The organism is Nocardia sp. CA-119907 (assembly GCF_050955995.1).
Taxonomy (GTDB): domain Bacteria; phylum Actinomycetota; class Actinomycetes; order Mycobacteriales; family Mycobacteriaceae; genus Nocardia.
The window spans coordinates 7,988,759-8,009,153 of the sequence record NZ_CP192091.1 but is presented as its reverse complement, the minus strand read 5'-3'; the positions used below and the strand labels follow the sequence as shown (position 1 = coordinate 8,009,153).

13 protein-coding genes are annotated in these 20,395 nt (G+C 65.6%); 6 read left to right on the top strand and 7 right to left on the bottom strand.

Annotated elements, in window-relative coordinates:
• The first annotated feature begins 28 nt into the window (after positions 1-28).
• Positions 29-1,144 (top strand): HoxN/HupN/NixA family nickel/cobalt transporter, encoded by a 1,116-nt coding sequence (locus ACQP2D_RS35995; RefSeq protein WP_433680380.1) that lies wholly within the window; start codon positions 29-31, stop codon positions 1,142-1,144.
• Between the two features lie 50 nt (positions 1,145-1,194).
• Here ACQP2D_RS35995 and ACQP2D_RS35990 read toward each other — a convergent pair whose 3' ends face one another.
• Together ACQP2D_RS35990 and ACQP2D_RS35985 are read right to left on the bottom strand one after the other, a co-directional pair.
• Complete coding sequence (locus tag ACQP2D_RS35990) at positions 1,195-2,562, bottom strand: cryptochrome/photolyase family protein (RefSeq protein WP_433680379.1); 1,368 nt, start codon at positions 2,560-2,562, stop codon at positions 1,195-1,197.
• On the bottom strand, positions 2,559-3,179 hold the full coding sequence (locus tag ACQP2D_RS35985) for a lipocalin family protein (RefSeq protein WP_433680378.1): 621 nt from the start codon (positions 3,177-3,179) through the stop codon (positions 2,559-2,561). Before ACQP2D_RS35985 ends, ACQP2D_RS35990 begins: the two co-directional genes overlap by 4 nt.
• Before the next feature lie 218 nt (positions 3,180-3,397).
• Between ACQP2D_RS35985 and ACQP2D_RS35980 the strand changes: the two genes are divergently transcribed.
• Positions 3,398-4,261: a MerR family transcriptional regulator gene (locus ACQP2D_RS35980; RefSeq protein WP_433680377.1), complete on the top strand. Its 864-nt coding sequence runs from the start codon at positions 3,398-3,400 to the stop codon at positions 4,259-4,261.
• A gap of 211 nt (positions 4,262-4,472) precedes the next feature.
• Here the strand turns inward: ACQP2D_RS35980 and ACQP2D_RS35975 are convergent, their stop codons facing one another.
• Positions 4,473-8,693 (bottom strand): beta strand repeat-containing protein, encoded by a 4,221-nt coding sequence (locus ACQP2D_RS35975; protein ID WP_433680376.1) that lies wholly within the window; start codon positions 8,691-8,693, stop codon positions 4,473-4,475.
• Between the two features lie 1,399 nt (positions 8,694-10,092).
• On the opposite strand from ACQP2D_RS35975, the gene ACQP2D_RS35970 reads away from it, so the two are divergent.
• From ACQP2D_RS35970 to ACQP2D_RS35960, 3 genes are all read left to right on the top strand, one after another.
• Complete coding sequence (locus ACQP2D_RS35970) at positions 10,093-11,064, top strand: hypothetical protein (protein WP_433680375.1); 972 nt, start codon at positions 10,093-10,095, stop codon at positions 11,062-11,064.
• A gap of 815 nt (positions 11,065-11,879) precedes the next feature.
• Positions 11,880-15,158 carry a protein kinase domain-containing protein gene (locus ACQP2D_RS35965; RefSeq protein ID WP_433680374.1) on the top strand — a complete coding sequence of 1,093 codons (3,279 nt, stop codon included), beginning with the start codon at positions 11,880-11,882 and terminating at the stop codon, positions 15,156-15,158.
• A 661-nt stretch (positions 15,159-15,819) separates the two neighbouring features.
• Entirely contained in the window at positions 15,820-16,071 is a 252-nt protein-coding gene (locus ACQP2D_RS35960) for a hypothetical protein (RefSeq protein ID WP_433680373.1), read from the top strand.
• A gap of 270 nt (positions 16,072-16,341) precedes the next feature.
• Here the strand turns inward: ACQP2D_RS35960 and ACQP2D_RS35955 are convergent, their stop codons facing one another.
• The 4 genes from ACQP2D_RS35955 to ACQP2D_RS35940 all read right to left on the bottom strand — a co-directional run bounded on the left by ACQP2D_RS35955 (position 16,342) and on the right by ACQP2D_RS35940 (position 19,966).
• Positions 16,342-16,752, bottom strand: coding sequence for a hypothetical protein (locus ACQP2D_RS35955; RefSeq protein ID WP_433680372.1), 411 nt, complete (start codon positions 16,750-16,752; stop codon positions 16,342-16,344).
• 336 nt (positions 16,753-17,088) lie between these two features.
• The gene (locus ACQP2D_RS35950; protein ID WP_433680371.1) at positions 17,089-18,267 is read right to left on the bottom strand and encodes a cytochrome P450; all 1,179 of its coding nucleotides are present in this window, start codon (positions 18,265-18,267) and stop codon (positions 17,089-17,091) included.
• A 234-nt stretch (positions 18,268-18,501) separates the two neighbouring features.
• The gene (locus tag ACQP2D_RS35945; RefSeq protein ID WP_433680370.1) at positions 18,502-19,086 is read right to left on the bottom strand and encodes a GNAT family N-acetyltransferase; all 585 of its coding nucleotides are present in this window, start codon (positions 19,084-19,086) and stop codon (positions 18,502-18,504) included.
• A gap of 457 nt (positions 19,087-19,543) precedes the next feature.
• Positions 19,544-19,966 carry a low affinity iron permease family protein gene (locus ACQP2D_RS35940; protein WP_433680369.1) on the bottom strand — a complete coding sequence of 141 codons (423 nt, stop codon included), beginning with the start codon at positions 19,964-19,966 and terminating at the stop codon, positions 19,544-19,546.
• A gap of 116 nt (positions 19,967-20,082) precedes the next feature.
• On the opposite strand from ACQP2D_RS35940, the gene ACQP2D_RS35935 reads away from it, so the two are divergent.
• On the top strand, positions 20,083-20,286 hold the full coding sequence (locus ACQP2D_RS35935; RefSeq protein ID WP_433680368.1) for a hypothetical protein: 204 nt from the start codon (positions 20,083-20,085) through the stop codon (positions 20,284-20,286).
• Positions 20,287-20,395: the final 109 nt, after the last annotated feature.

Genomic DNA, 20,395 nt, shown 5'->3' with positions numbered 1-20,395 from the left:
TGGGTTCGTATGGGAGAGGACAGTATTCATGGCGATCACTCCCTCCGATCGAGTAGCTTCGCGTTATCGTCTCGTGCGGGATGCGTTGACCCCGCAAGAGTGGTTTCGCGCCGCGGCGATGGTCGGCGTGATCGTTGCCCTGCATCTTGTCGGCTGGATCACCTTGGTCGTCTTCGTCGCCCCACAGCATTTCGGCGTCGGCGAGCAGACACTGGGTGTCGGAGTCGGATTGACCGCATATACCCTCGGACTGCGCCACGCCTTCGACGCCGATCATATTTCCGCCATCGACAACACCACCCGCAAATTGATGAGTGACGGGCAGCGGCCGCTGTCGGTGGGTTTCTTCTTCTCTCTCGGCCACTCCACCGTTGTCTTCGGACTCGCGTTGTTGCTATCGATCGGCGTCAAGGCCATCGTGGGTCCGATCGAAGACAATTCCTCAGCCTTACACCATTACACCGGACTGATCGGAACATCGGTCTCCGGTACGTTTCTCTATCTCATCGCGTTGATCAACATCGTCGTTCTCGTGGGCATTCTTCGCGTATTCCGGAGTATGCGGACCGGTGAGTACGATGAGGCCGCTCTCGAGTACCAACTCGCCAATCGGGGTTTCCTGAACCGCTTCTTCGGTGGTGCGATGAAGTCCATCACCAAGCCGTGGCAGATATATCCGATCGGTGTCCTGTTCGGCCTGGGATTCGATACCGCCACCGAGGTCGCCCTCCTCGTGCTCGCGGGCACCGGTGCGGCCGCAGGGTTGCCGTGGTACGCGATTCTCTGCCTGCCGATCCTGTTCGCCGCCGGAATGAGCCTGCTCGACACTCTCGACGGATCGTTCATGAATTTCGCCTATGGGTGGGCCTTCGCGAAACCGGTTCGCAAGGTCTACTACAACCTCACGGTCACCGCGTTGTCGGTAGCGGTGGCGGTGATCGTCGGCACCATCGAACTGCTCGGCCTGCTGGCCGAACAGATGGACTGGAGCGGCGGCATCTGGGATGTCGTGGGTGGCGTGGACCTCAATATCGTCGGCTTCGCGATCGTTGCGCTTTTTGCCCTGACCTGGGCGGTCGCACTGCTGGTCTGGCGCTTCGGTCGGATCGAGGAGAAGTGGGTCGCGCCGCCGAGCCAGCTCTAGGCCCCCTCGCTCAACCCGGGGCCTCGTCGGGTGCGGCCGATTCCTTTGCCTCACATGCCCGCGAATTCGCAGATCGGCGCGGGATATGTTGCGTTGTCGATGTGCTGGCGCCACGGCCGGTGAATCGACGCGCCGGGCAAGGTGGCGAGCTCGGGCACCCAACGACGCACGTACTCGCCCTCGGGATCGAATCGGATGGCCTGTCGCAGGGGATTGAGGGTGCGGTTGGGTCGGGTATCGGTGCCGGTCCCCGCGACCCACTGCCAGTTGAGCTGATTGTTGGCGAGGTCGGCGTCGACCAGCCAGCGGAGGAAGTGACGGGCACCCACCCGCCAGTCGATGCCCAGCGACTTGGTCAGGAAGCTCGCGGCGATCAACCGGGCACGGCCGGGCATCCACCCCTGGGCGAGCAGTTGGCGCATTCCGGCGTCGACTACCGGGATTCCGGTGCGACCCTGCTGCCATGCCGTGACCGCATCCGGATCCGCGCGCCAGACCACAGCCCTCGATCGATAGTCCTGCCAGGCGGCGCGCGGCCTGGCCGCCAGTAACTGGTGATGAAAGTCCCGCCACGCCAATTGCCTGGCGAACGCGAGCCCGCCGACTGTCGACAGGTCTGTTGCCTCCAGAATCTGCACCGGCGACAGGCAACCGAAATGCAGATATGGCGACAGGTGGGATGTGGCATCGGCGTCGAGCGCGTCACCGCGGAAGTCGTAGTCGCTGATCGACGTGGAAACCCACTCGCGCAACAGTTTCCGTCCCGTCGTCGCACCACCGACCGAAAGCAGTGGGGACGTGGGCCCGGAGCATATGTCATCGGCCACGGGCAGCCGATCGCCGGCCACCGGCGGTGTCCTGAGCAGCCGGGGTCGGGCCAGCGCATCGCGGCGATATTCGTCGACCCAGCGCCGGAAATACGGTGTGAAGACAGCGAAGTGGTCACGTCCACCGGCAGGGCGCAGGGCCCCCGGAGCAGCGGCGGTGATCGAGGTGTCGTAGGTATGCAGAGCGCAGTCGCGGCGCGCGAGCCGGGTCCGCAACCGCTCGGCGCGGCGGACACTGTAGGCGCTGACGTCCGCGGCCACATGGACGCTGTCCGCGCCTATCTCGTCGGCGACCCGATCGGCTTCGGTCACCGTATCGCCCCGCCTGATCACCAGATGGCTACCGAGAGAGCGTAATTCGGTATCCAGCTCGGATAGCGCCGCGGCGAGGAAGCACGCGCGGTTCGGGGCGCCGAAGCGCGCCAGGATGTGCTCGTCGACAACGAACAACGGGACCACCGCGGCACCGGCGCGCTGGGCGGCGATCAGGACCGGATTGTCGTCGACCCGCAGGTCACGGGTGAACAGCGCGATGGCCGTCCCCACTCGGGTGGACGAGGTCGCGTGGAAGGTGTCCCGGCGCTGGGTCATCGGGTACACAGTGGCGCGATATCGCTGAGCCCGCCCGTCGTAGGCGAGGTCAGGTACAGACACGGACTTTGTCCCATCGCTGTGATTGCGGCGCGCACGTGATTCCACGTCTCGGGATCGAACGCCACTTCGCGGGACAGCACGAAGCCGGACGTTCGGGTCGGGTCGGTCACCAGGGCCCACGAATAGTCGGGACCCAGTGCGGTGACGATGTAATTGGTCGGACCGTTCCGCTGGTCCTGACCGGGTACGCCGGGGAAGCCGACATGGAGCTGCGCGCCGGTTTGCCCGTCGTTGACCGTTGCCGTGCCATGGATTTCGTTCAACCCACCGGTCCAGGTCACGCACGAGTTGTGCACGGCGATGTCCCCGCGTTCGTCCAAGCGATACTCGGCCACGGTGTCGCGGGCACAGGAGAGGTTGAACACCTGCGGGACGGCGGCCAATTGATACCAGATGCCCAGGTAGCGCCCGAGATCCAGCTGCGCTACAGGAGCCGGGGCGGGACTCGCCGTGGCGACACCCGACGGCGACACCGCCGCCGCTGCGGCGATCAACCCGGCCACCATGAAGGCGGTGCGCCGGGGCCCTATTGTCCGGGCGGTGCGTGAGGTCATGGCGAACTCCTCGCATCTCGGCCCCCGAATGTCACTGTACCATCATTCGATGCATAATCGATGCAATACACCTTTCTCGCAGTCGGAGGGACACGTGACACCGAGCGACGCGCTACACGCGCACGATGCGGTGATGCGCACCGTCCTTCCGGCGCGTTCGCGAGCATTGGCGGAGGATGTTCCGGGTTCCGGGGTCACCGACAGGCACAATTAGGCCCATGTCCGCCGGTCCCGTTCCCATGCCCGATGCGGCCGGATATACGGTCCGCACGGTGGCCGACCGTCTCGGGATTCCGACTGCCACGCTGCGCAGCTGGAACCGCCGCTACGAGATCGGCCCGATCCGGCATCAGCCCGGTAGGCATCGCCTCTACCGCGAATCCGATATCGCCGTACTCGAACAGATGCTCGCCCTCATCCGCACCGGCCTGAGCCCGGCCGGCGCGGCCGCCGCGGTGACCGGGCGGCAGCACGCACCCGCGCGCGGCGACTGGGAACCACTGGTCGACGCCGCGTTCACGCTGGATACACCGACGCTGTCGGCGATGCTCACCGCGCATCTGGACACCTACGGGGTCATCGACACCTGGGAACTGTTGTGCCGCCCGGCCTTCGCCGCGATCGTCGCACGCCAACTCGGCGGTGAGAGTTGTGTCGACGTCGAACATCTGCTGTCCTGGTCGATCACGGCGGTGCTGCACAGGCACACCACGCCCGCCGCTCCCACGAACGCGCGCGCCGTTGTCCTGGCGTGTACGAGCGGCGAGACCCACGCACTTCCTCTCGAAGCCCTGCGCGCGGCCCTCGCCGAACGTGGAGTCACCGCTTGGATGCTCGGCGCCAACGTGCCCGCCGACGCCATCGCCGACACGCTCGCTCGCACCGATCTCCGCACCGACGTAGTGCTGTGGTCCCAACAGGAATCCACAGCACTGACTTCCGCGATCCGCGCCTGCGAAGCCGCCGACGCACGGGTATTCGTCGGCGGTCCCGGCTGGGACGCGGTCATCCTGCCGATCGCCGCCACCCGAATAACCGGACTCGCCGAAGCCACTGACCGGATCGCCACTCGACCCGCTTGACGGCTGTATTGCGTCCAGGCAGCGATGCCCATCAGCGCAAGAACGATGCGCAATCGGTGCGTCATGGTTGGCATCGAGTTTCTGAACTCGAGAGGATGCGTTGAGCGCATCCCGCAACGTCATCCATGACGGCGGCGGGCTGCGGTTCGATCGCGACGCGGCTGGGCCGCCGGCAGGCAACGGCCCACCGACGGCCCAGCCGCATTCGCTGTCAGACGTAGATGTAAGCGATTCCGTTACTGGTGCCGCCCGCTGTCGTGGCAGTGACCAGCACCGTCCCGACCGCCCCCGCCGGGGCGACGGCGGTGATCTGGATGGCGGAATCGACGCTGAACGAGGTAGCTGGTGTGCCACCGAAACTCACCGCGGTCGCACCCGTCAGGTCCGTCCCGGCGAGAACGACGGTGGTCCCACCGGCGGCCGGGCCGGTGTTCGGCACCGCCACGGTCAGGGTAGGAACCGCGGCATAGGTGAAGGAGACACCATCGACTGTTCCACCCGCGGTGGTGACGGTGACCAGCACGGTCCCGGCCGACCCAGCAGGGGTCACCGCCGTGATCTGGGTGGCGGAGTCAACCGTGAACGAGGTTGCTGGTGTGCCACCGAAACTCACCGCGGTCGCGCCGGTCAGGTTTGTCCCGGTCAGCACGACCGTGGTCCCGCCGGTCACCGGCCCCGCGTTGGGCGCCAGCGTGATCAAAGTGGGCACCGCGACGTAGGTGTAGGCGACACCGTTGCTGGTTCCACCCGTTGTCGTGACGGTGACCAGCACGGTCCCCGGCGTCCCGGCGGGGACAACCGCCGTGATCTGGGTCGCGGAGTCGACGGCGAACGAGGCCGGTGTACCACCGAAACTCACCCCGGTGGCTCCGGTCAGGGCCGTCCCTGTCAGGGTGACGGTGGTCCCGCCGGTCACCGGCCCTGAGTTGGGAACGACGGTGGTCAGCGTGGGAACCGCGGCATAGGTGAAGGAGACACCATCACCGGTACCACCAGCGGTGGTGACGGTGACCAGGACCGTCCCCGCCGTACCGGCCGGGGTCACCGCCGTGATCTGGGTGGCGGAGTCGACGGTGAACGAGGTTGCTGGTGTGCCACCGAAACTCACCGCGGTCGCGCCGGTCAGGGCCGTGCCGGTCAGTACAACTACCGTCCCACCGGTGACCGGTCCTGAACTGGGAACGATGGCAGTCAGGGCCGGTATCGCGATGTAGGTGTAGGCGACGCCGTTGCTGGTTCCGCCTGCTGTCGTGACGGTGACCAGTACGGTCCCGGGCGTACCGGCCGGAGCCACGGCCGTGATCTGGGTGGCGGAGTCGACGGTGAACGAAGTCGATGGTGTCCCACCGAAACTCACCGTCGTCGCGCCGGTCAGGGCCATGCCGGTCAGTACAACTATCGTCCCACCGGCGACCGGTCCTGAACTGGGAACGATGGCAGTCAGGACAGGTATCGCGATGTAGGTGTAGGCGACGCCGTTGCTGGTTCCGCCCGCGGTGGTGACGGTGACCTGGACGGTCCCGGCGGACCCGGCGGGGGCGACGGCGGTGATCTGGGTGGCGGAGTCGACGGTGAACGAGGTTGCTGGTGTGCCACCGAAACTCACCGCGGTCGCGCCGGTCAGGGCCGTGCCGGTCAGTACGACGGTGGTGCCGCCGGTGACCGATCCGAGATTGGGCACGATCGTGGTCAAAGTGGGCACGGCGACGTAGGTGTAGGCGACGCCGTTGCTGGTTCCGCCCGCTGTCGTGACGGTGACCAGTACGGTCCCGGCCGTTCCGGCCGGAGTGACCGCCGTGATCTGGGTGGCGGAGTCGACGGTGAACGAGGTTGCTGGTGTGCCACCGAAACTCACCGCGGTCGCGCCGGTCAGGGCCGTGCCGGTGAGAACGACGGTGGTGCCGCCGGTGACCGATCCGAGATTGGGCACGATCGTGGTCAAAGTGGGCACGGCGACGTAGGTGTAGGCGACGCCGTTGCTGGTTCCGCCCGCTGTCGTGACGGTGACCAGTACGGTCCCGGCCGTTCCGGCCGGAGTGACCGCCGTGATCTGGGTGGCGGAGTCGACGGTGAACGAGGTTGCTGGTGTGCCACCGAAACTCACCGCGGTCGCGCCCGTCAAGTTCGTTCCGGTGAGAACGACGGTGGTGCCGCCGGTGACCGATCCGACATTGGGCACGATCGTGGTCAAAGTGGGCACCGCGACGTAGGTGTAGGCGACGCCGTTGCTGGTTCCGCCCGCTGTCGTGACGGTGACCAGTACGGTCCCGGCCGTTCCGGCCGGAGTGACCGCCGTGATCTGGGTGGCGGAGTCGACGGTGAACGAGGTTGCTGGTGTCCCACCGAAACTCACCGCCGTCGCACCGGTCAGGGCCGTGCCGGTCAATATGACGGTGGTGCCGCCGGTCACCGGGCCCGCGCTCGGCACGATCGTGGCCAATGTGGGCACCGCGACATAGGTGAATGCGACACCGTTGCTGGTTCCACCCGCTGTCGTGACAGTGACCAGCACTGTCCCGGCCGACCCGGCCGGGGCGACTGCGGTGATCTGGGTGGCGGAGTCGACGGTGAACGAGGCCGCTGGTGTGCCACCGAAACTCACCGCCGTCGCGCCCGTCAAGTTCGTTCCGGTGAGAACGACGGTGGTCCCGCCGGTCACCGGACCCGCATTCGGCACGATCGTGGCCAATGTGGGCACCGCGACGTAGGTGAATGCGACACCGTTGCTGGTTCCGCCCGCTGTCGTGACAGTGACCAGCACGGTCCCGGCCGTTCCGGCGGGGGCGACGGCGGTGATCTGCGTCGCGGAGTCGACGGTGAACGAGGTTGCCGGTGTGCCACCGAAACTCACCGCGGTCGCACCCGTCAGGTTCGTCCCGGTCAGTACGACGGTGGTGCCGCCGGTGACCGATCCGACATTGGGCACGATCGTGGTCAAAGTGGGTACGGCGGCGTAGATGTAGGCGACGCCGTTGCTCGTTCCACCCGTTGTCGTGACGGTGACCAGCACCGTCCCGGCCGCATGGGCCGGTGCGACCGCGGTGATCTGGGTGGCGGAGTTGACGGTGAACGAGGTTGCCGGTGTGCCACCGAAACTCACCGCGGTCGCACCCGTCAGGTTCGTCCCGGTGAGAACGACGGTGGTTCCGCCGGCGATCGGTCCCGTGTTGGGGACGATCGTGGTGAGGGTGGGCACGGCGACGTAGGTGTAGGCGACGCCGTTGCTGGTTCCGCCCGCGGTGGTGACGGTGACCAGCACGGTTCCGGCCGACCCTGCAGGAGCGACCGCGGTGATCTGGGTGGCGGAGTTGACGGTGAACGAGGTTGCCGGTGTGCCACCGAAACTCACCGCGGTCGCACCCGTCAGGTTCGTCCCGGTCAGTACAACGGTGGTTCCGCCGGCGATCGGTCCCGTGTTGGGGACGATCGTGGTGAGGGTGGGCACCGCGACGTAGGTGTAGCCGACGCCGTTGCTGGTTCCACCGGCTGTCGTGACGGTCACCTGCACCGTCCCGGCCGAATGGGCCGGTGTGACCGCGGTGATCTGGGTGGCGGAGTTGACGGTGAACGAGGTTGCCGGTGTGCCACCGAAACTCACCGCGGTCGCACCCGTCAGGTTCGTCCCGGTGAGAACGACCGTGGTTCCGCCCGTCACCGATCCTGACGCGGGGGTGATGCTGGTCAGCGTCGGCACCGCGGCATAGGTGTAGGCGACGCCATTGCTGGTTCCCCCCGAGCCGGTGACAGTGACCTGCACCGTCCCGGCCGCATGGGCCGGGGCGACGGCGGTGATCTGGGTGGCGGAGTTCACGGTGAATGTCGTTGTGGTCGTGCCGAACCGGACGGTCAACGGGCCGGTGAATCCGGTGCCGGTGATCGTCACGTTGTTCCCGCCCGCAGTGGGTCCGGCGGTCGGGGAGATGGAGGTGATGGTCGGAACGACGACATAGGTGTAGGTGACCGGGTTGCTGGTGCCACCCGGTCCGGTGACGGTGACCGACACGATCCCGGTGCCCGCGGGGGCGACGGCGGTGATCTGCGTGTCGGAGTTGACCGTGAACGAGGTCGCCGGTGTGCCACCGAAATTCACCGCGGTGACTCCCGTCAGGCCCGACCCGGTGAGTGTGACCGTCGTTCCACCCGCGGTCGACCCCTGGCTGGGACTGATGCTGCTCAGCGCGGGAACCGCGACATAGGTGTAGGGCACCCCATTGCTGGTCCCCGCCGAGGTGGTAACGGTGACCTGTACCGTACCGACTGAGCCGGCGGGGGCGACCGCCGTGATCTGCGTCGGTGAATCCAGGGTGAAAGTCGTTGCGGTAGTGCCGAATCGCACGGTAATCGGACCAGTGAACCCCGTACCGGTGATCGTGACGCTGGTTCCCCCCGTGGTGGGTCCCGAGGTCGGGGAGAGAGACGTGATGGTAGGCACGATGCTTGCCTCCTTGCTGCTGTGAATTTCCTCTGGTGCACCCGGGCGGTTGCCCGAGTTGCTGTGGCGGCCCGCAACTTCCATTAACGTCCCTGAAACACGCCACCGGCCGGCCCGAGGGGTTCGGTTTCGTCCGTTATCGGATTTCCGCCACCTGTCGAAGATCTGGAGACTCCGGTCGGGTCGGCAAACCCCTACCGGCCCTGCGTCCGATCGCCCTGATCACGAGCACCATCGCAGCCGTTGGATACAACGCCGCCGTAACCTCGAGACCTGCGCCGCAACGGGTTTCGTCACTGGTGCGACCACTCGGCGGCGGCGCTCTGACGCGATCACCGTGCCGGTGAGATCGCCGATCCGCAGGATTCCGCGCGCACCGTCGACGCCGACGCCATCGCAGCTGGTAGCCGGGCCGTCCAGACGGCTGGCATCCCACCGCCACCGGGTTCGTTTCGGTCCGTTTCCGAATACCCGCTCCGCCTAAGGCTTCTGACGCTCAGCCGGGCCTGAGGTAGGAGTTGGGTGCACCCGGCGCGGAGAAATAATCATCCCCGACCACGGTGGCTCTACTCGCTGTCGACATTCGCGGGTGGCACGGTGCTGATGCCAGCGATCGAAGGCTGGACGGCGGTGTCGAGTGCGTGGGCGATGAGTGACCACGATCGGGCTGGTTCGTCGGCAAGGTCCAAGCGGGAAAACGGACGAAAACGGATCGGAGATGCATTGCTCTGCAACAGGGTAGGGGGCTTACTGGAAGCAACCACCCGGTGCAGTCGAGGAATCACGATCGCGGCAAAGGAGGCAGTGTCGTGCCTACCATCACCTCCCGCTCCCCGACCTCGTGGCCCACATCGGGAGACGCGAACGCGCTGTCGTGGGTACCGGCTTCGCCGGTCCTTTGATCGTGCGATTCAGTACTGCCGCGACCACCTTCACCATTCGGACACACAGGTCACGGCGTTCGCGCCGGCAGGTCACTGCCACCCCTCGGAGGGACCCAGCAACAGGGTCTGTTACGTTGCGATACCTGCCTTGAACAGCAGCAGTCCCATCCAAGGGGCTGCCGCAGGCGGAGCAACGGCCCAGCCTCACCGGGACCGGCCTGTCGACCACCACTGCGGTCGCTTTCGTTGGCAGCATTGCGACTACCTCGTTGACCATCGACCCGGACATGCAGCTTTTGCGCTCGCCCCGGCCGGGAGGGGACGGTACAGCTCACCGTGCCACGGTGGGTGGGATCGGTAACAGAGTCTCCTAAGCCTATGTCCGAGCGGTACTGCGTCCGGGCGGTCACCGGACAGCCTTGATGGCCCGTGCGAGCTGCGGTTGTAAATCGAGTCGCCGCCACTTGGCGGCGGTTTTCAGGGGTAAGGGGGTTTCATTGGCTACCGTTCTGAAGATGTTGCTGGCCGAGCAGCATCTCAAGAGCTATTCGGATTTCCTGGCCGCGTACGATAGGTGCGCCGCGCAACTCGATCCTCCCATCCCTCCTGGTTACGGGCCCGCGAAGACGCAGTTCTACCAGTGGCTTTCGGGCAAGATGGTCGGGCTTCCCCGCGACTACCATTGCCGGGTGCTGGTCAGGATGTTCCCTGGCTGGACGATCGAGAGATTGTTTCAGATGGCCGATGCCGCTCGCGCGCACGAGTCGGATCCTCCCGGAACGGATATCGAGCTCGGGGCATTTCTCGGGGCTGAGATGATCACCGGCGGGATCACTCTCGTGTATCCGACCTTCGAGCTTCCACTACGGCCTGTGCAAGCACTCGGTGCGGCCGAGGCCCCCTCTCGGTGCGCATTCGGGAAGGTCCGCGCATTTGCGGCCGATCATCGCTCGGATGTGCTGGCTGCCTTACCAGAGAAGGAAGTTCGCGGACTGCTGTACGTGTTTTCTGTGCTGCAGCGCCACACTGGTCTTTTGACTGATATCCGGAGCGACCGGGACGTCGTCGCGCACAGCGACCGCCCCTATATCAGCTTTGGACTGACTTGCAACGACTGCACACGCATGTACCTCGAAAGTGCCGATCGTCCGCTTTTCACTCTCAATGGCACTGGCGCTGAAGGTGGTTCCCGTGTCGAGCAGTTGGAGTTGACGGACGGTAGCCGGTACGGCTCGAGCGGAGAGCACAGTATCGGCGTGATCGCGCGGGTGCGACCGAGCCCGGATCTGCATCCCGACCGATTCTGGATATTCTGCGCGGGCTTAGGCCCGCGTGGTACCACCGCGGCAAGCTGGTATCTCGCCAACTCCTGGAGTCCCTTGCAGCGACGTGCCGGCGATCGCGAGTTCGTCGCAGTCGTCGGTGTCGATAGGGACTCCGACGATACGGCCCGTTTGGAGCATCTGCTGATCGAATCGGCATCCTGACACGCAACCCCTATTGCCGTTGTATGAGATCGCCGCCGATAGGTTGTAGTCGACTGCAAACTCGCTCACCCTCGGCCGAGCAACGGGATCGCATCTCCTCCGTCGGTGGTTGGGAATAGAGTTGCCGTGCAACATATTCGATCGCATCGCACACGGATCAGCACGATTGATCAGCGAACGCTCTTGACTTTCATCACCGAGAAACCGAACACGGCGACCCCGGCTGTGGTGTGTTGAACTCTCGAGGTCGCGAATGCGACCGCGAAGGCGAGGGTTCCTCTCATGATCCACGGCCGACGGCGACCGAAACGACTAGTGGCGCGGTCACTGAGCGCCCCCGCCGCGGGAACGCGACCGCGGCACACAGCGCGGCGAAGCCACCCGAGCAATTGAAGGCGGGATTCCGGGTCACACGCGGCCGGGATCGGCGCGCTGATCTCCCCGGCCTCGTGAAGAGTGTTGTATGCCTGGATCAGTCCCGCGATCCCGGCCGGGATGCCGACGACAGCCCCTCCGATGATCGGGCCCAGAGCGGCGCCCAGCGCCAGCCTGGGCAGGCACCCCTCCGATCGCACCGACCACCGCGCCGACGGTGCGCAGTCCGTCGGCAGGGCCACAGATGGAACCGCACCAGGGACTGTGCCTGCCGACCCATACCGGCGTAAGCGGTAGCCACCGCCGCTCGGCGTCGATGTCAGAACTGGGGCGGGAACCTGCTGTCATAGCCTGCCCCGGGCTGGAAGCCGTCACCACAGGGCAAAACCGCCGCAGCCGACCGCGCGGTATCGTGAAAAACTAGGGAGCAGGACCGGCGCATGGGCGATATCGACCCGTTGAAGACTCAGCACGCCGTGATCCCGGCGGTCACGGCGGAACTGGCAGAAGCAGGATTCACCGACGCAGAGGAGATCGGGCGCGGCGGGTTCGGGGTGGTGTATCGGTGCACCCAAGCGGCGCTGGAGCGGACGGTGGCGATCAAGGTGCTCACCGCAGCCCTGGAGGAGGGGAACCGGCAGCGGTTCGTTCGGGAGCAGCGGGCGATGGGCCGGCTGACGGGGCACCCGAACATCGTGGGGGTGTTGCAGGTCGGCACCACCGCGTCCGGACTGCCGTATCTGGTGATGCCCTACTATCCGCAGGACTCCCTCGACGCCCGGATCCGCCAGCACGGTCCACTGTCGATGCAGGAGACGGTGCGGCTGGGGGTGAAGCTTGCGGGGGCCCTCGAGACCGCGCACCGGGCTGGCATTCTGCACCGCGACGTCAAACCCACTAACATCCTGATCAGCGACTACGGTGAACCGGCACTGACCGACTTCGGGATCGCACGTATCCTCGGCGGATTCCACACCGCCACCGGCACGGTTACTGGTTCGCCGGCGTTCACCGCGCCGGAGGTACTGGCCGGGGAGGTACCCACTCCCGCAGCCGATGTCTACGGGCTCGGCGCGACGTTGTTCGCCGCGTTGACCGGGCACGCGGCGTTCGAGCGGCGAAGCGGCGAACAAGTCGTAGCCCAGTTTCTGCGGATCACCACACAGCCGGTCCCTCATCTGCGCGAGCAAGGCATCGACGAGGACCTTTCGACGGTGATCGAACATGCCATGGCTCGCCCTCGCGAGCAGCGGCCCTCCGCGGCGGCGTTGGGTGAGCAGCTGCGGCATCTGCAGGCCGGGCGCGGGTGGCCGGTCGACGAGATGGCGGTACGGCCGGCAGCGGGTGCCGGACGGGAAGAAAGCGCCCCGGTTCCTTTGATTCCGCGGGTCACCGGCCCCCCGCCGTTCGGTTCGTCGGTCAGCGCAAACGGGCCGTTTCCCCTCGAGCTGACAAGCTTCATCGGCCGCCGTACCGAATTGACCGAAGCGAAGAATCTGCTGGGGCGTTCCCGGCTGGTGACGTTCACCGGGATCGGCGGGGTGGGCAAGACCCGACTGGCGTTACGAGCGGCGACCGGCGCGCAACGAGAATTCGCCGACGGAGTGCGCTTGGTCGAACTCGGGCAGCTGCACGACGGTGCGCTGCTACCCGGCGTGATCGCCGCCTCTCTAGGGGTGCGCGCACAAGGGCAGCCGGTGCTCCACGTGCTGATCGACTACATCGCGCCACGGCAGCTGCTGCTGGTGCTCGACAATTGCGAACAAATCGTGGATACGGCAGCGAAGGTCGCCGAGACCTTGCTGCGCGCCTGCCCGCGCCTACGGATCCTGGCCACAAGCCGCGAACCTCTCGTTGTCGGCGGGGAATCTGTGCTGCGGGTGCGGCCGCTGACCGTTCCTGACCCGGATCGGCAGCCATCGCTGCGAAGTGCGGCCCGCTATGACGCGGTCACCTTGTTCGTCGAACGGGCCGCCGCCGCGGTGCCGGGCTTTGCGCTCACCGAGGACAATCTCGCCGCGGTGACCGAGATCTGCCGTCACCTCGACGGGCTGCCGCTGGCGATCGAGCTGGCGGCGGCCCGGCTGCGGGCACTGTCACCAGAACAGATCCTGGCGCGGCTCAGCGACCGATACTCGCTGCTGACCCACGGCAGCCGCAGCGCGCCCAGCCGCCAGCAGACCCTGCGGTTGTGCATCGACTGGAGTTACTCGCTGTGCACCGCGGCCGAACAAGCGCTCTGGGCCCAGCTGTCGGTGTTCGCCGGCAGCGTCGAACTCGACGCCGCCGAACAGGTGTGCCGGAATGACTTCGCAGCGCAGGACCTGCTCGACGTACTCACCGCCCTGGTCGACAAGTCCATCCTGATCCGGGAGGAGTCGGACTCGGTGGTGCGGTTCCGGCTGCTCGAGACGGTGCGCGACTACGGCCGCGACAAACTCGATGAGGCGGGCCAGTACACGGACCTGCGGCGCCGACATTTGGACTGGTATCGGCAGCTCGCCGAGGACGCCGACGCCGACTGGATCAGCCCCCGCCAACTCGACTGGATCGCCCGCCTCGACCGCGAACAACCCAACCTGCGCCAGGCATTGGACTTCTGCCTGACCGACACCGATGCGGAATCCGATGCCGCGTTGTCGATAGCGTCGGCGTTGCAACCGTTCTGGTTCACTCGAGGCCAAGTCGGTGAGGCGCGGCACTGGCTCGACCTCGCCCTCGCCAGGCGGCCCACGCCCGCTACCGCCGTCCGCGCCAAGGCGTTGTGGCGCGCCGTCCTGGTGGCCGAGGCCCAGGACGACCGCACCTCGGCGTCCGCAGTGGTCGTACAGACGCAGACGCTGGCCGAACGGACCGAGCACCCGGTCGTGCGCGCATTCGCGGATCTTGCTCTCGGCCTCTATTCGCTCCGCAGCAGCGACCCGCAGCGCGCACGCGCACCTCTGGAAGCTGCCCTCGAGTCGTTCGCTGCGCAGGGCGACATCTACGGGCAGGTGTTTGCCCTGGTCGGGCTCGGATGGACGCACGAGTTGCAGGGAGACAACGCAGCAGCTCTCTCGTACCACGGGAAGGCCCTCGCAATCACCGAATCATATGGCGATTCCATATATCGGTCATATGCCTTGTGGGGCACGGCGGTTGCCGCGTGGCGCCACGGTGATCGTGAGGGCGCGCTGCGGCAGCTGCGGCAGTGGCTGCAACTGATCAGGCAGCAGAAGGACCCGCTCATGGCCGCGACAGCCCTGGAGACATTGGCGTGGATTGTGGGAGTCGAGGGCAGCAGCGCGCGGCTTTCCGCCGTGTTGCTGGGCGCCACGAACGGACTGCAGCAGTTGACGGGCACCTCCGCGGTGTTCTTCCCGAACTTGCTGGTCCATCGCGAGGATTGCGAACGAGCGGCCTGTCGCGCGCTCGGGCGGCGCTCCTTCGATGCCGCCTATCACGAAGGCGCCGCACTGGATCTCGACGCCGCGATCGGCTACGCCCTGGGCGAGCAACCCCCGGCCGCGACTCGCGGTCCGGGTCCGTCGGCGGATCTGACGACCCGGGAGCGGGAGGTGGCCGACCTCGTCGCCGACGGCCTGACCAACAAAGCCATCGCCGCCCGCCTGCAGATCTCCCAGCGCACCGCGGAGGGACACGTCGAACACATCCTGACCAAACTCGGATTCACCCGGCGCGCCCAGATCGCCGCCTGGGTCGCCGAACGGAGCCGATGAGCACACACTCGAGAGCGCTGACCTCGGCCGTGCACGCCAGCTGAGCCGAGGCGCGCGTGCCACCTCCCGCGCGGCTGCTGCCGGGTCGGTATCAGTATCGGATTGAGAACGGCGAGTGGGCGGTCGGGGGCCAACTGCCGAGCGGATGGCGGAATCAGTTGTATCCGGGTCAGTTTGATGTCACAACTGGACAGGAACATGCTCAAATACGTTGCGGCCGTTCCGCAACAAGTGCCATTGGCATTGGTTGACGCAGATTCTGACGAAGTACGCCCTCCACCGCCGCGACAATATCTGGCCGGTGGCCGTCGTAGGATTCGATTGGTTGGCTTCGGTCCGGTCTCTGCGTCAAAGGAGTTGCGGCGTGGGCGGAATCGCGTATCGAGTGCAGTTGTTCAAGCTGATTTTGTGCTGCCGGGCGGCTGATCGGGCGGGGCCGAGGCGAATTCGGGCTTCTGTGGGCGCCAGGCTATGAACCAGCTCCTGCGTTCGGCGCGTACCCTATCCATTGGGGATCGCTCAGCTGGAACGAGTCGGCGCGGCGATGTCATGGCAGGATTGGTGCTTTCGGTGATCGAGGATGAGGTGTGACGCCGTTCGGTGCGGGTACGACCGAGGTGGTGACGGCGGACCGGATCCGCGTTGCGCGAGTGGGTGAGTGATGATGAATATGAAGACGAAATCGCCCGAAACGGTGAAGTGCCGAGGATGTCGGAGCTGGTGGCCACTGAGTGCGCACAATGTCTGCCATTGTTCCCAATGCCATCAGACGTTCACCGGTGACAAGGCCGCGACTCGGCACTTGGTTGTGGATTATCGTCACAAACCGCATGTCAGCTGTCGAACACCGCAGAGCGTCGGCCTCGTTGATGCCGGCCGCGATTATCCCTGCTGGGGCTTGCCGCAGAATTAGAGTCCATCCGGCGGTGGGCAGTCGCAATTACTCGGCAGGGCCCTTCCGCACGTTTCGAGTGCAATGCCTCGCAGGCCAGCCGGTCGCCGAGTGCGTTGCCGGGGATTCGCCTAACGCATGGTCAGTCGGAGATAACGAGATCTACTACAAAATGGCCGATTTCGCGGATGCCGTCGTCGAGGCAGCGGCTCGCCTCATGACACTCCCCGCGGGGAGCGCGTTTGGACACTGCAGGGTGCCTCAGCGTGTTCGGGGTTGGGACAACCGATATCAGAGCGCTGCGAGAGCTACTGCGGCGGCCCACAGCTCTCGATCGATCGGATCGTCCGGTACACCGCGATCGGCCGACCGGAACGTTTCCACGACATCGGCACCGAGGTGGTCCCGGGATGCCGTCCACAGATTGCCCCGCGCGTCGGCGGTCCGCATCACGGCCGCTTCCGCGTGGAATCCGAACCCCCACAGCGTCTGACGGGGCGCCCGCGAGAACACCATCGTCGCCAAGTCTTGGAACGGTGGATCAGTCGATGTCGGCTGCGTGAGAACGCCGATCTGATCCGGCCCCGCCAGGGTGAGACCAAGAAAGAGGGGAGTGAAGTCCCACTGCTCGTTGGCTCCTAACAAGGTGACGGTTACGGTTCTGATCAACTCGTCGGACGGGTACAGAATCGTTCTCGACATGCCTGCCTTCCCTGGGATGGGCTGCGCTCGCCTCGCCACGGTACTGGTTTGCTGCGAACGCGTGGGCCAGGGCCGCGCATTCGCCCTCGACGTAGTCGACGATCTTGTCCTACCACGATGGTGTCCCCGAATCCCCGCCATACAGGTTGGGGATCTCGGGACGTTTCATCCACTCCAAAGACCCCGGTGGAAATGTGATGTCCTCGGGGGCGCCACCGACGACCGAGAGCTGGTTGGCGTTGGTCGAGCCATCCAGCCGGTAGCAGAATCATCCGTATTGAGCGGGGTCCCAGGTACGGGTCGGCTTGTTGGTGATGATGAACCGCAATGCCTTGATCATGATGTCACCTCCTTCCTGGGGCTCGGTCGGGCGTGGACAGGGCTTGTGGGGGTACGCCGCAGGGCGAACGGCCTGGGGGTCGCGGCATTGGTCACGATCGGGCGGGTATCACCGCCGCCGATGACGCGCAGAGAGGTGTTCTCGATGAGGGTGGTGGCTGCATCGGTGACCAGATCGTGGGCGACCGCGGCGCCGGCGCAGGTGAAGGGGCCGGAACTGAAGGGCACAAATGGGCCGTGTTCGCTCGGCCGAATCCAGCGGTCGGGTTGGAATGCCCCTGGTCTGGTCCAGTGTTCGTTGTCGTGATGGAGCAGATAGGGGCTGACGGACAGCAGGTCGCCGGTCTGGAAGGCGATCCCCCCGAACTCGGCGGGATAGGGGACGGAACGGCTGACCATCCAGGAGACCGGCCGGTGCCGCAGGGCCTCACGTACCACCCAGTCGACGGGCCAAGGCCATGGTGAGCCGGGAGAGTGGAGACTGCCCAGCAGCACCGACCACGCGAGCGAGTAGCCCAGCGGTCCCACAATGGACCGGAACATCAGCACATACAGCTGCGCCACCGTTGTATCGGCGACGCCGTCGGGACAGGCACCGATCACGGTATCGAGCAGATCCCGTGGTTCGGCTTCCGCAGTGCGGCCGGTGACGCTGCGCCGGTCCCGGATCTGCTCGTTCAGCGCGGTGGACAGCTTGGCGCGCAGCAGCTGCGCCCGCGCCCGCTGCGCCATTCGGGCCGGCCGAAGCGCGCCCACGCGCGCATTTCGCTCCAGTAACTGCCGCAACTCGGGAGAACCATCGGGGTGCAGCAACACGTCCGCGGTGCATCGATACACCAGCTCGACCCCCGCTGCGGGCCAGCGGGTGACGGAGGGCATTTCGATCACCGCCGCCGCCAGGGACTCGCGATACTCGGGCGTATGCGTCCGCAGAAACGCGCGCACCGCGCGGCCGAAATCGACCTGAGCAGACCGCGAAGGCAGCATAGAACCGAAGAACCCGGACTTCCCCGCATTGAAAGCGCGGTCACTCAACACCGTCAGCGCCAGACCCGTATCGCCGACACACCACCCGCCCCACGGCAGCCCGAACACCTCTACCGGGCTGGTCCGGCGCAGATTCTCGAGGAAACCCAACGGATCACGCCGGAACCGGCGCATTTCTGCAAAACCCATCGGACGGTCCTCTCATAGAGAGGGTGAGCGATTCATCAGATGTTTTCGAGCGGATTTATCCACTGGCTGTGCGTACAAACGCAGATCAAGCACAGTCGCGACTAATTTTAACTAATACAAGCGAGGCCGTGGAGGTCGACCACGAGGCGAGTTTCCCGGCACCGCCCGGGGCCTATCGAACACGGTGCCAGCAGTGATATCGGTTCACGATCACCCGCGACCGGTCATTGAGGTCTAACCGGTGCAAACCCGATCCGCCTCAGCAAGGGTTCCCGTTGCCAGGCGCGCGTACATGAACATGTCGCGGCGTCGATTGCCGACCTTCTGCCACGATCTGAGGAGCCCTTCGCATTCGAAACCGGCTCTCTCCGCAGTGCGGATCGAAGCGCGGTTCCAAGGTTCCACATAGAGCTGGAGCCGTGGGATATGCAGCTCTTCCAGCGCCCAGGTAGCCATTGCCGCCAGAGCATGCGCGGCGACGCCATGGCCGCGGGCAGAGCGGACCACCCAGTAGCCGAGCGATGCGCGGCCTTCGTCGATGTCCTTCAACCACAGGTCGATACTTCCCAGTGGTGTGTTGTCCTGTCGCCGGGCGATCACCATCGGGTATCCGGTTCGATCGGTCGCTCGTTGCCGCTGGCGTTCGACAAACCGCGTTGCGGCCTCGCGCGAGCAGGTCGCCGGCACCGTGGTTATCGGAATCAGGTCGTCGGCAGAGGCTTCCCTAACAAGCTCGAGATCTGCCGCAGACAACGACCACGGGCGGAGTTCCAAGTCTGCGGTGGCTCTCAGATGCGGTATTTGCAGAGCATTATCCATGGTCAGCCTCCCCACAATATGCACAGGATATCGGCCCGGTGTCACCATTTCCACTTCCATTTCCGAGTACCGCAGGCACACGCCGACCCCGCAATTCGATCGCCTCCGGCAGGCATCGGCCGGTTCACCGCGCGATAGAGGACGGAGCCGAGCCGGAAAGCTGGGCAGGTCTCCGTCCCGAAGGTAGTACCGAACTCCTCGGGCTGAAAGGCGCTACTTCGATCCGGGCGAACGTCACCTCGCCCGGCGGGAAGTCGCCAATGGTATCGGCGCATGGATGCTGTCACACGTGATAAATGGGGGATCGTGGTCGCGTTGTGTCGATTGGCTAAACGGGTTGTGGCAGACAGAATCCCCGCACCTGTGCCAGAACGATGTCAAAACGTCGGGCCAACCGGCAAAGGACAACTGGCGCAGGCATATCGTGGCCGCGGTGTGCTGGACAACGCGAGTTCGATCAGCTCGATTCCCGCGTTTCCAGGCCGACGGCGTCGGCGAGTTCTTGGCGGTGGCGATCGAGTTCGGGGTATTCGGTGCTGAGCTCCCCCATGCAGTCGGCGAGGGCGTCGGCGATGGCGTTGAGTTTCTGCTGGATGGCTTCGTCGGAGCGGGACTGAGTGTTTTGCAGCAGTGCCACCAGCAGGAAGGTGACGATGGTGGTGGCGGTGTTGATCACCAGTTGCCAGGTGTCGATGCTCGGCAGCACCAGGAAGGTCGGCGCCCACAGCAGTACCAGCAACACGCAGAACACGAAGAAGCCCGCCTTCGAGGTGAGGGTGGCGGTAGCGGTGGCGAATCGGTCGAAGATCGTCAGTGGGCCGCGCACCTCGGAAGGCATTGTCTTGGTGCCGCTTTCGGAATGTGCCGCCTTGGTCTGCATTAGCCGTCCCTTCTTCGAGCCGACGAGATGATCACTCGCCGGGCCGAGGTCGGATAGCCACGTTTCGGGTTCTCAAACAAGAGCTTCGCGCCCGTGAGCTGGCCACCGAACCGGCCATGGCGCTGACCGAGGTCACCAAGGCCCTGATGGCGGGCAACGCCCATCAGGCCGAGTCGATCGATTCGGTGCGGACTGACAACGGCGATTCCACTCCGTTGTCGATCGTTGAGTCTTTGTGTGCCGAGGAGTCCGGCGCTGACCACCCTGGGTGTCCCAAATGCAGGTCTCGCGTATTCTCGCCCGAGTTCTCGACTCCCTGAGTGAGCAGGCGCTCGGCACCGACGAGGCTGCTGCCGGATAGCCATATCTCGACACAGCCATCGGTCGTCGGCCAGGTTTATCGGGGTAGGGCGGGGTATCCGGGCCGCA

Bases quoted from the DNA above. Each gene is read 5' to 3' on its own strand.
- ACQP2D_RS35995 (WP_433680380.1), top strand. From the start codon at position 29: ATGGCGATCACTCCCTCCGATCGAGTAGCTTCGCGTTATCGTCTCGTG.
- ACQP2D_RS35990 (WP_433680379.1), bottom strand. From the start codon at position 2,562: ATGACCCAGCGCCGGGACACCTTCCACGCGACCTCGTCCACCCGAGTG.
- ACQP2D_RS35985 (WP_433680378.1), bottom strand. From the start codon at position 3,179: ATGACCTCACGCACCGCCCGGACAATAGGGCCCCGGCGCACCGCCTTC.
- ACQP2D_RS35980 (WP_433680377.1), top strand. From the start codon at position 3,398: ATGTCCGCCGGTCCCGTTCCCATGCCCGATGCGGCCGGATATACGGTC.
- ACQP2D_RS35970 (WP_433680375.1), top strand. From the start codon at position 10,093: ATGTTGCTGGCCGAGCAGCATCTCAAGAGCTATTCGGATTTCCTGGCC.
- ACQP2D_RS35965 (WP_433680374.1), top strand. From the start codon at position 11,880: ATGGGCGATATCGACCCGTTGAAGACTCAGCACGCCGTGATCCCGGCG.
- ACQP2D_RS35960 (WP_433680373.1), top strand. From the start codon at position 15,820: ATGATGAATATGAAGACGAAATCGCCCGAAACGGTGAAGTGCCGAGGA.
- ACQP2D_RS35955 (WP_433680372.1), bottom strand. From the start codon at position 16,752: ATGTCGAGAACGATTCTGTACCCGTCCGACGAGTTGATCAGAACCGTA.
- ACQP2D_RS35950 (WP_433680371.1), bottom strand. From the start codon at position 18,267: ATGGGTTTTGCAGAAATGCGCCGGTTCCGGCGTGATCCGTTGGGTTTC.
- ACQP2D_RS35945 (WP_433680370.1), bottom strand. From the start codon at position 19,086: ATGGATAATGCTCTGCAAATACCGCATCTGAGAGCCACCGCAGACTTG.
- ACQP2D_RS35940 (WP_433680369.1), bottom strand. From the start codon at position 19,966: ATGCAGACCAAGGCGGCACATTCCGAAAGCGGCACCAAGACAATGCCT.
- ACQP2D_RS35935 (WP_433680368.1), top strand. From the start codon at position 20,083: ATGGCGCTGACCGAGGTCACCAAGGCCCTGATGGCGGGCAACGCCCAT.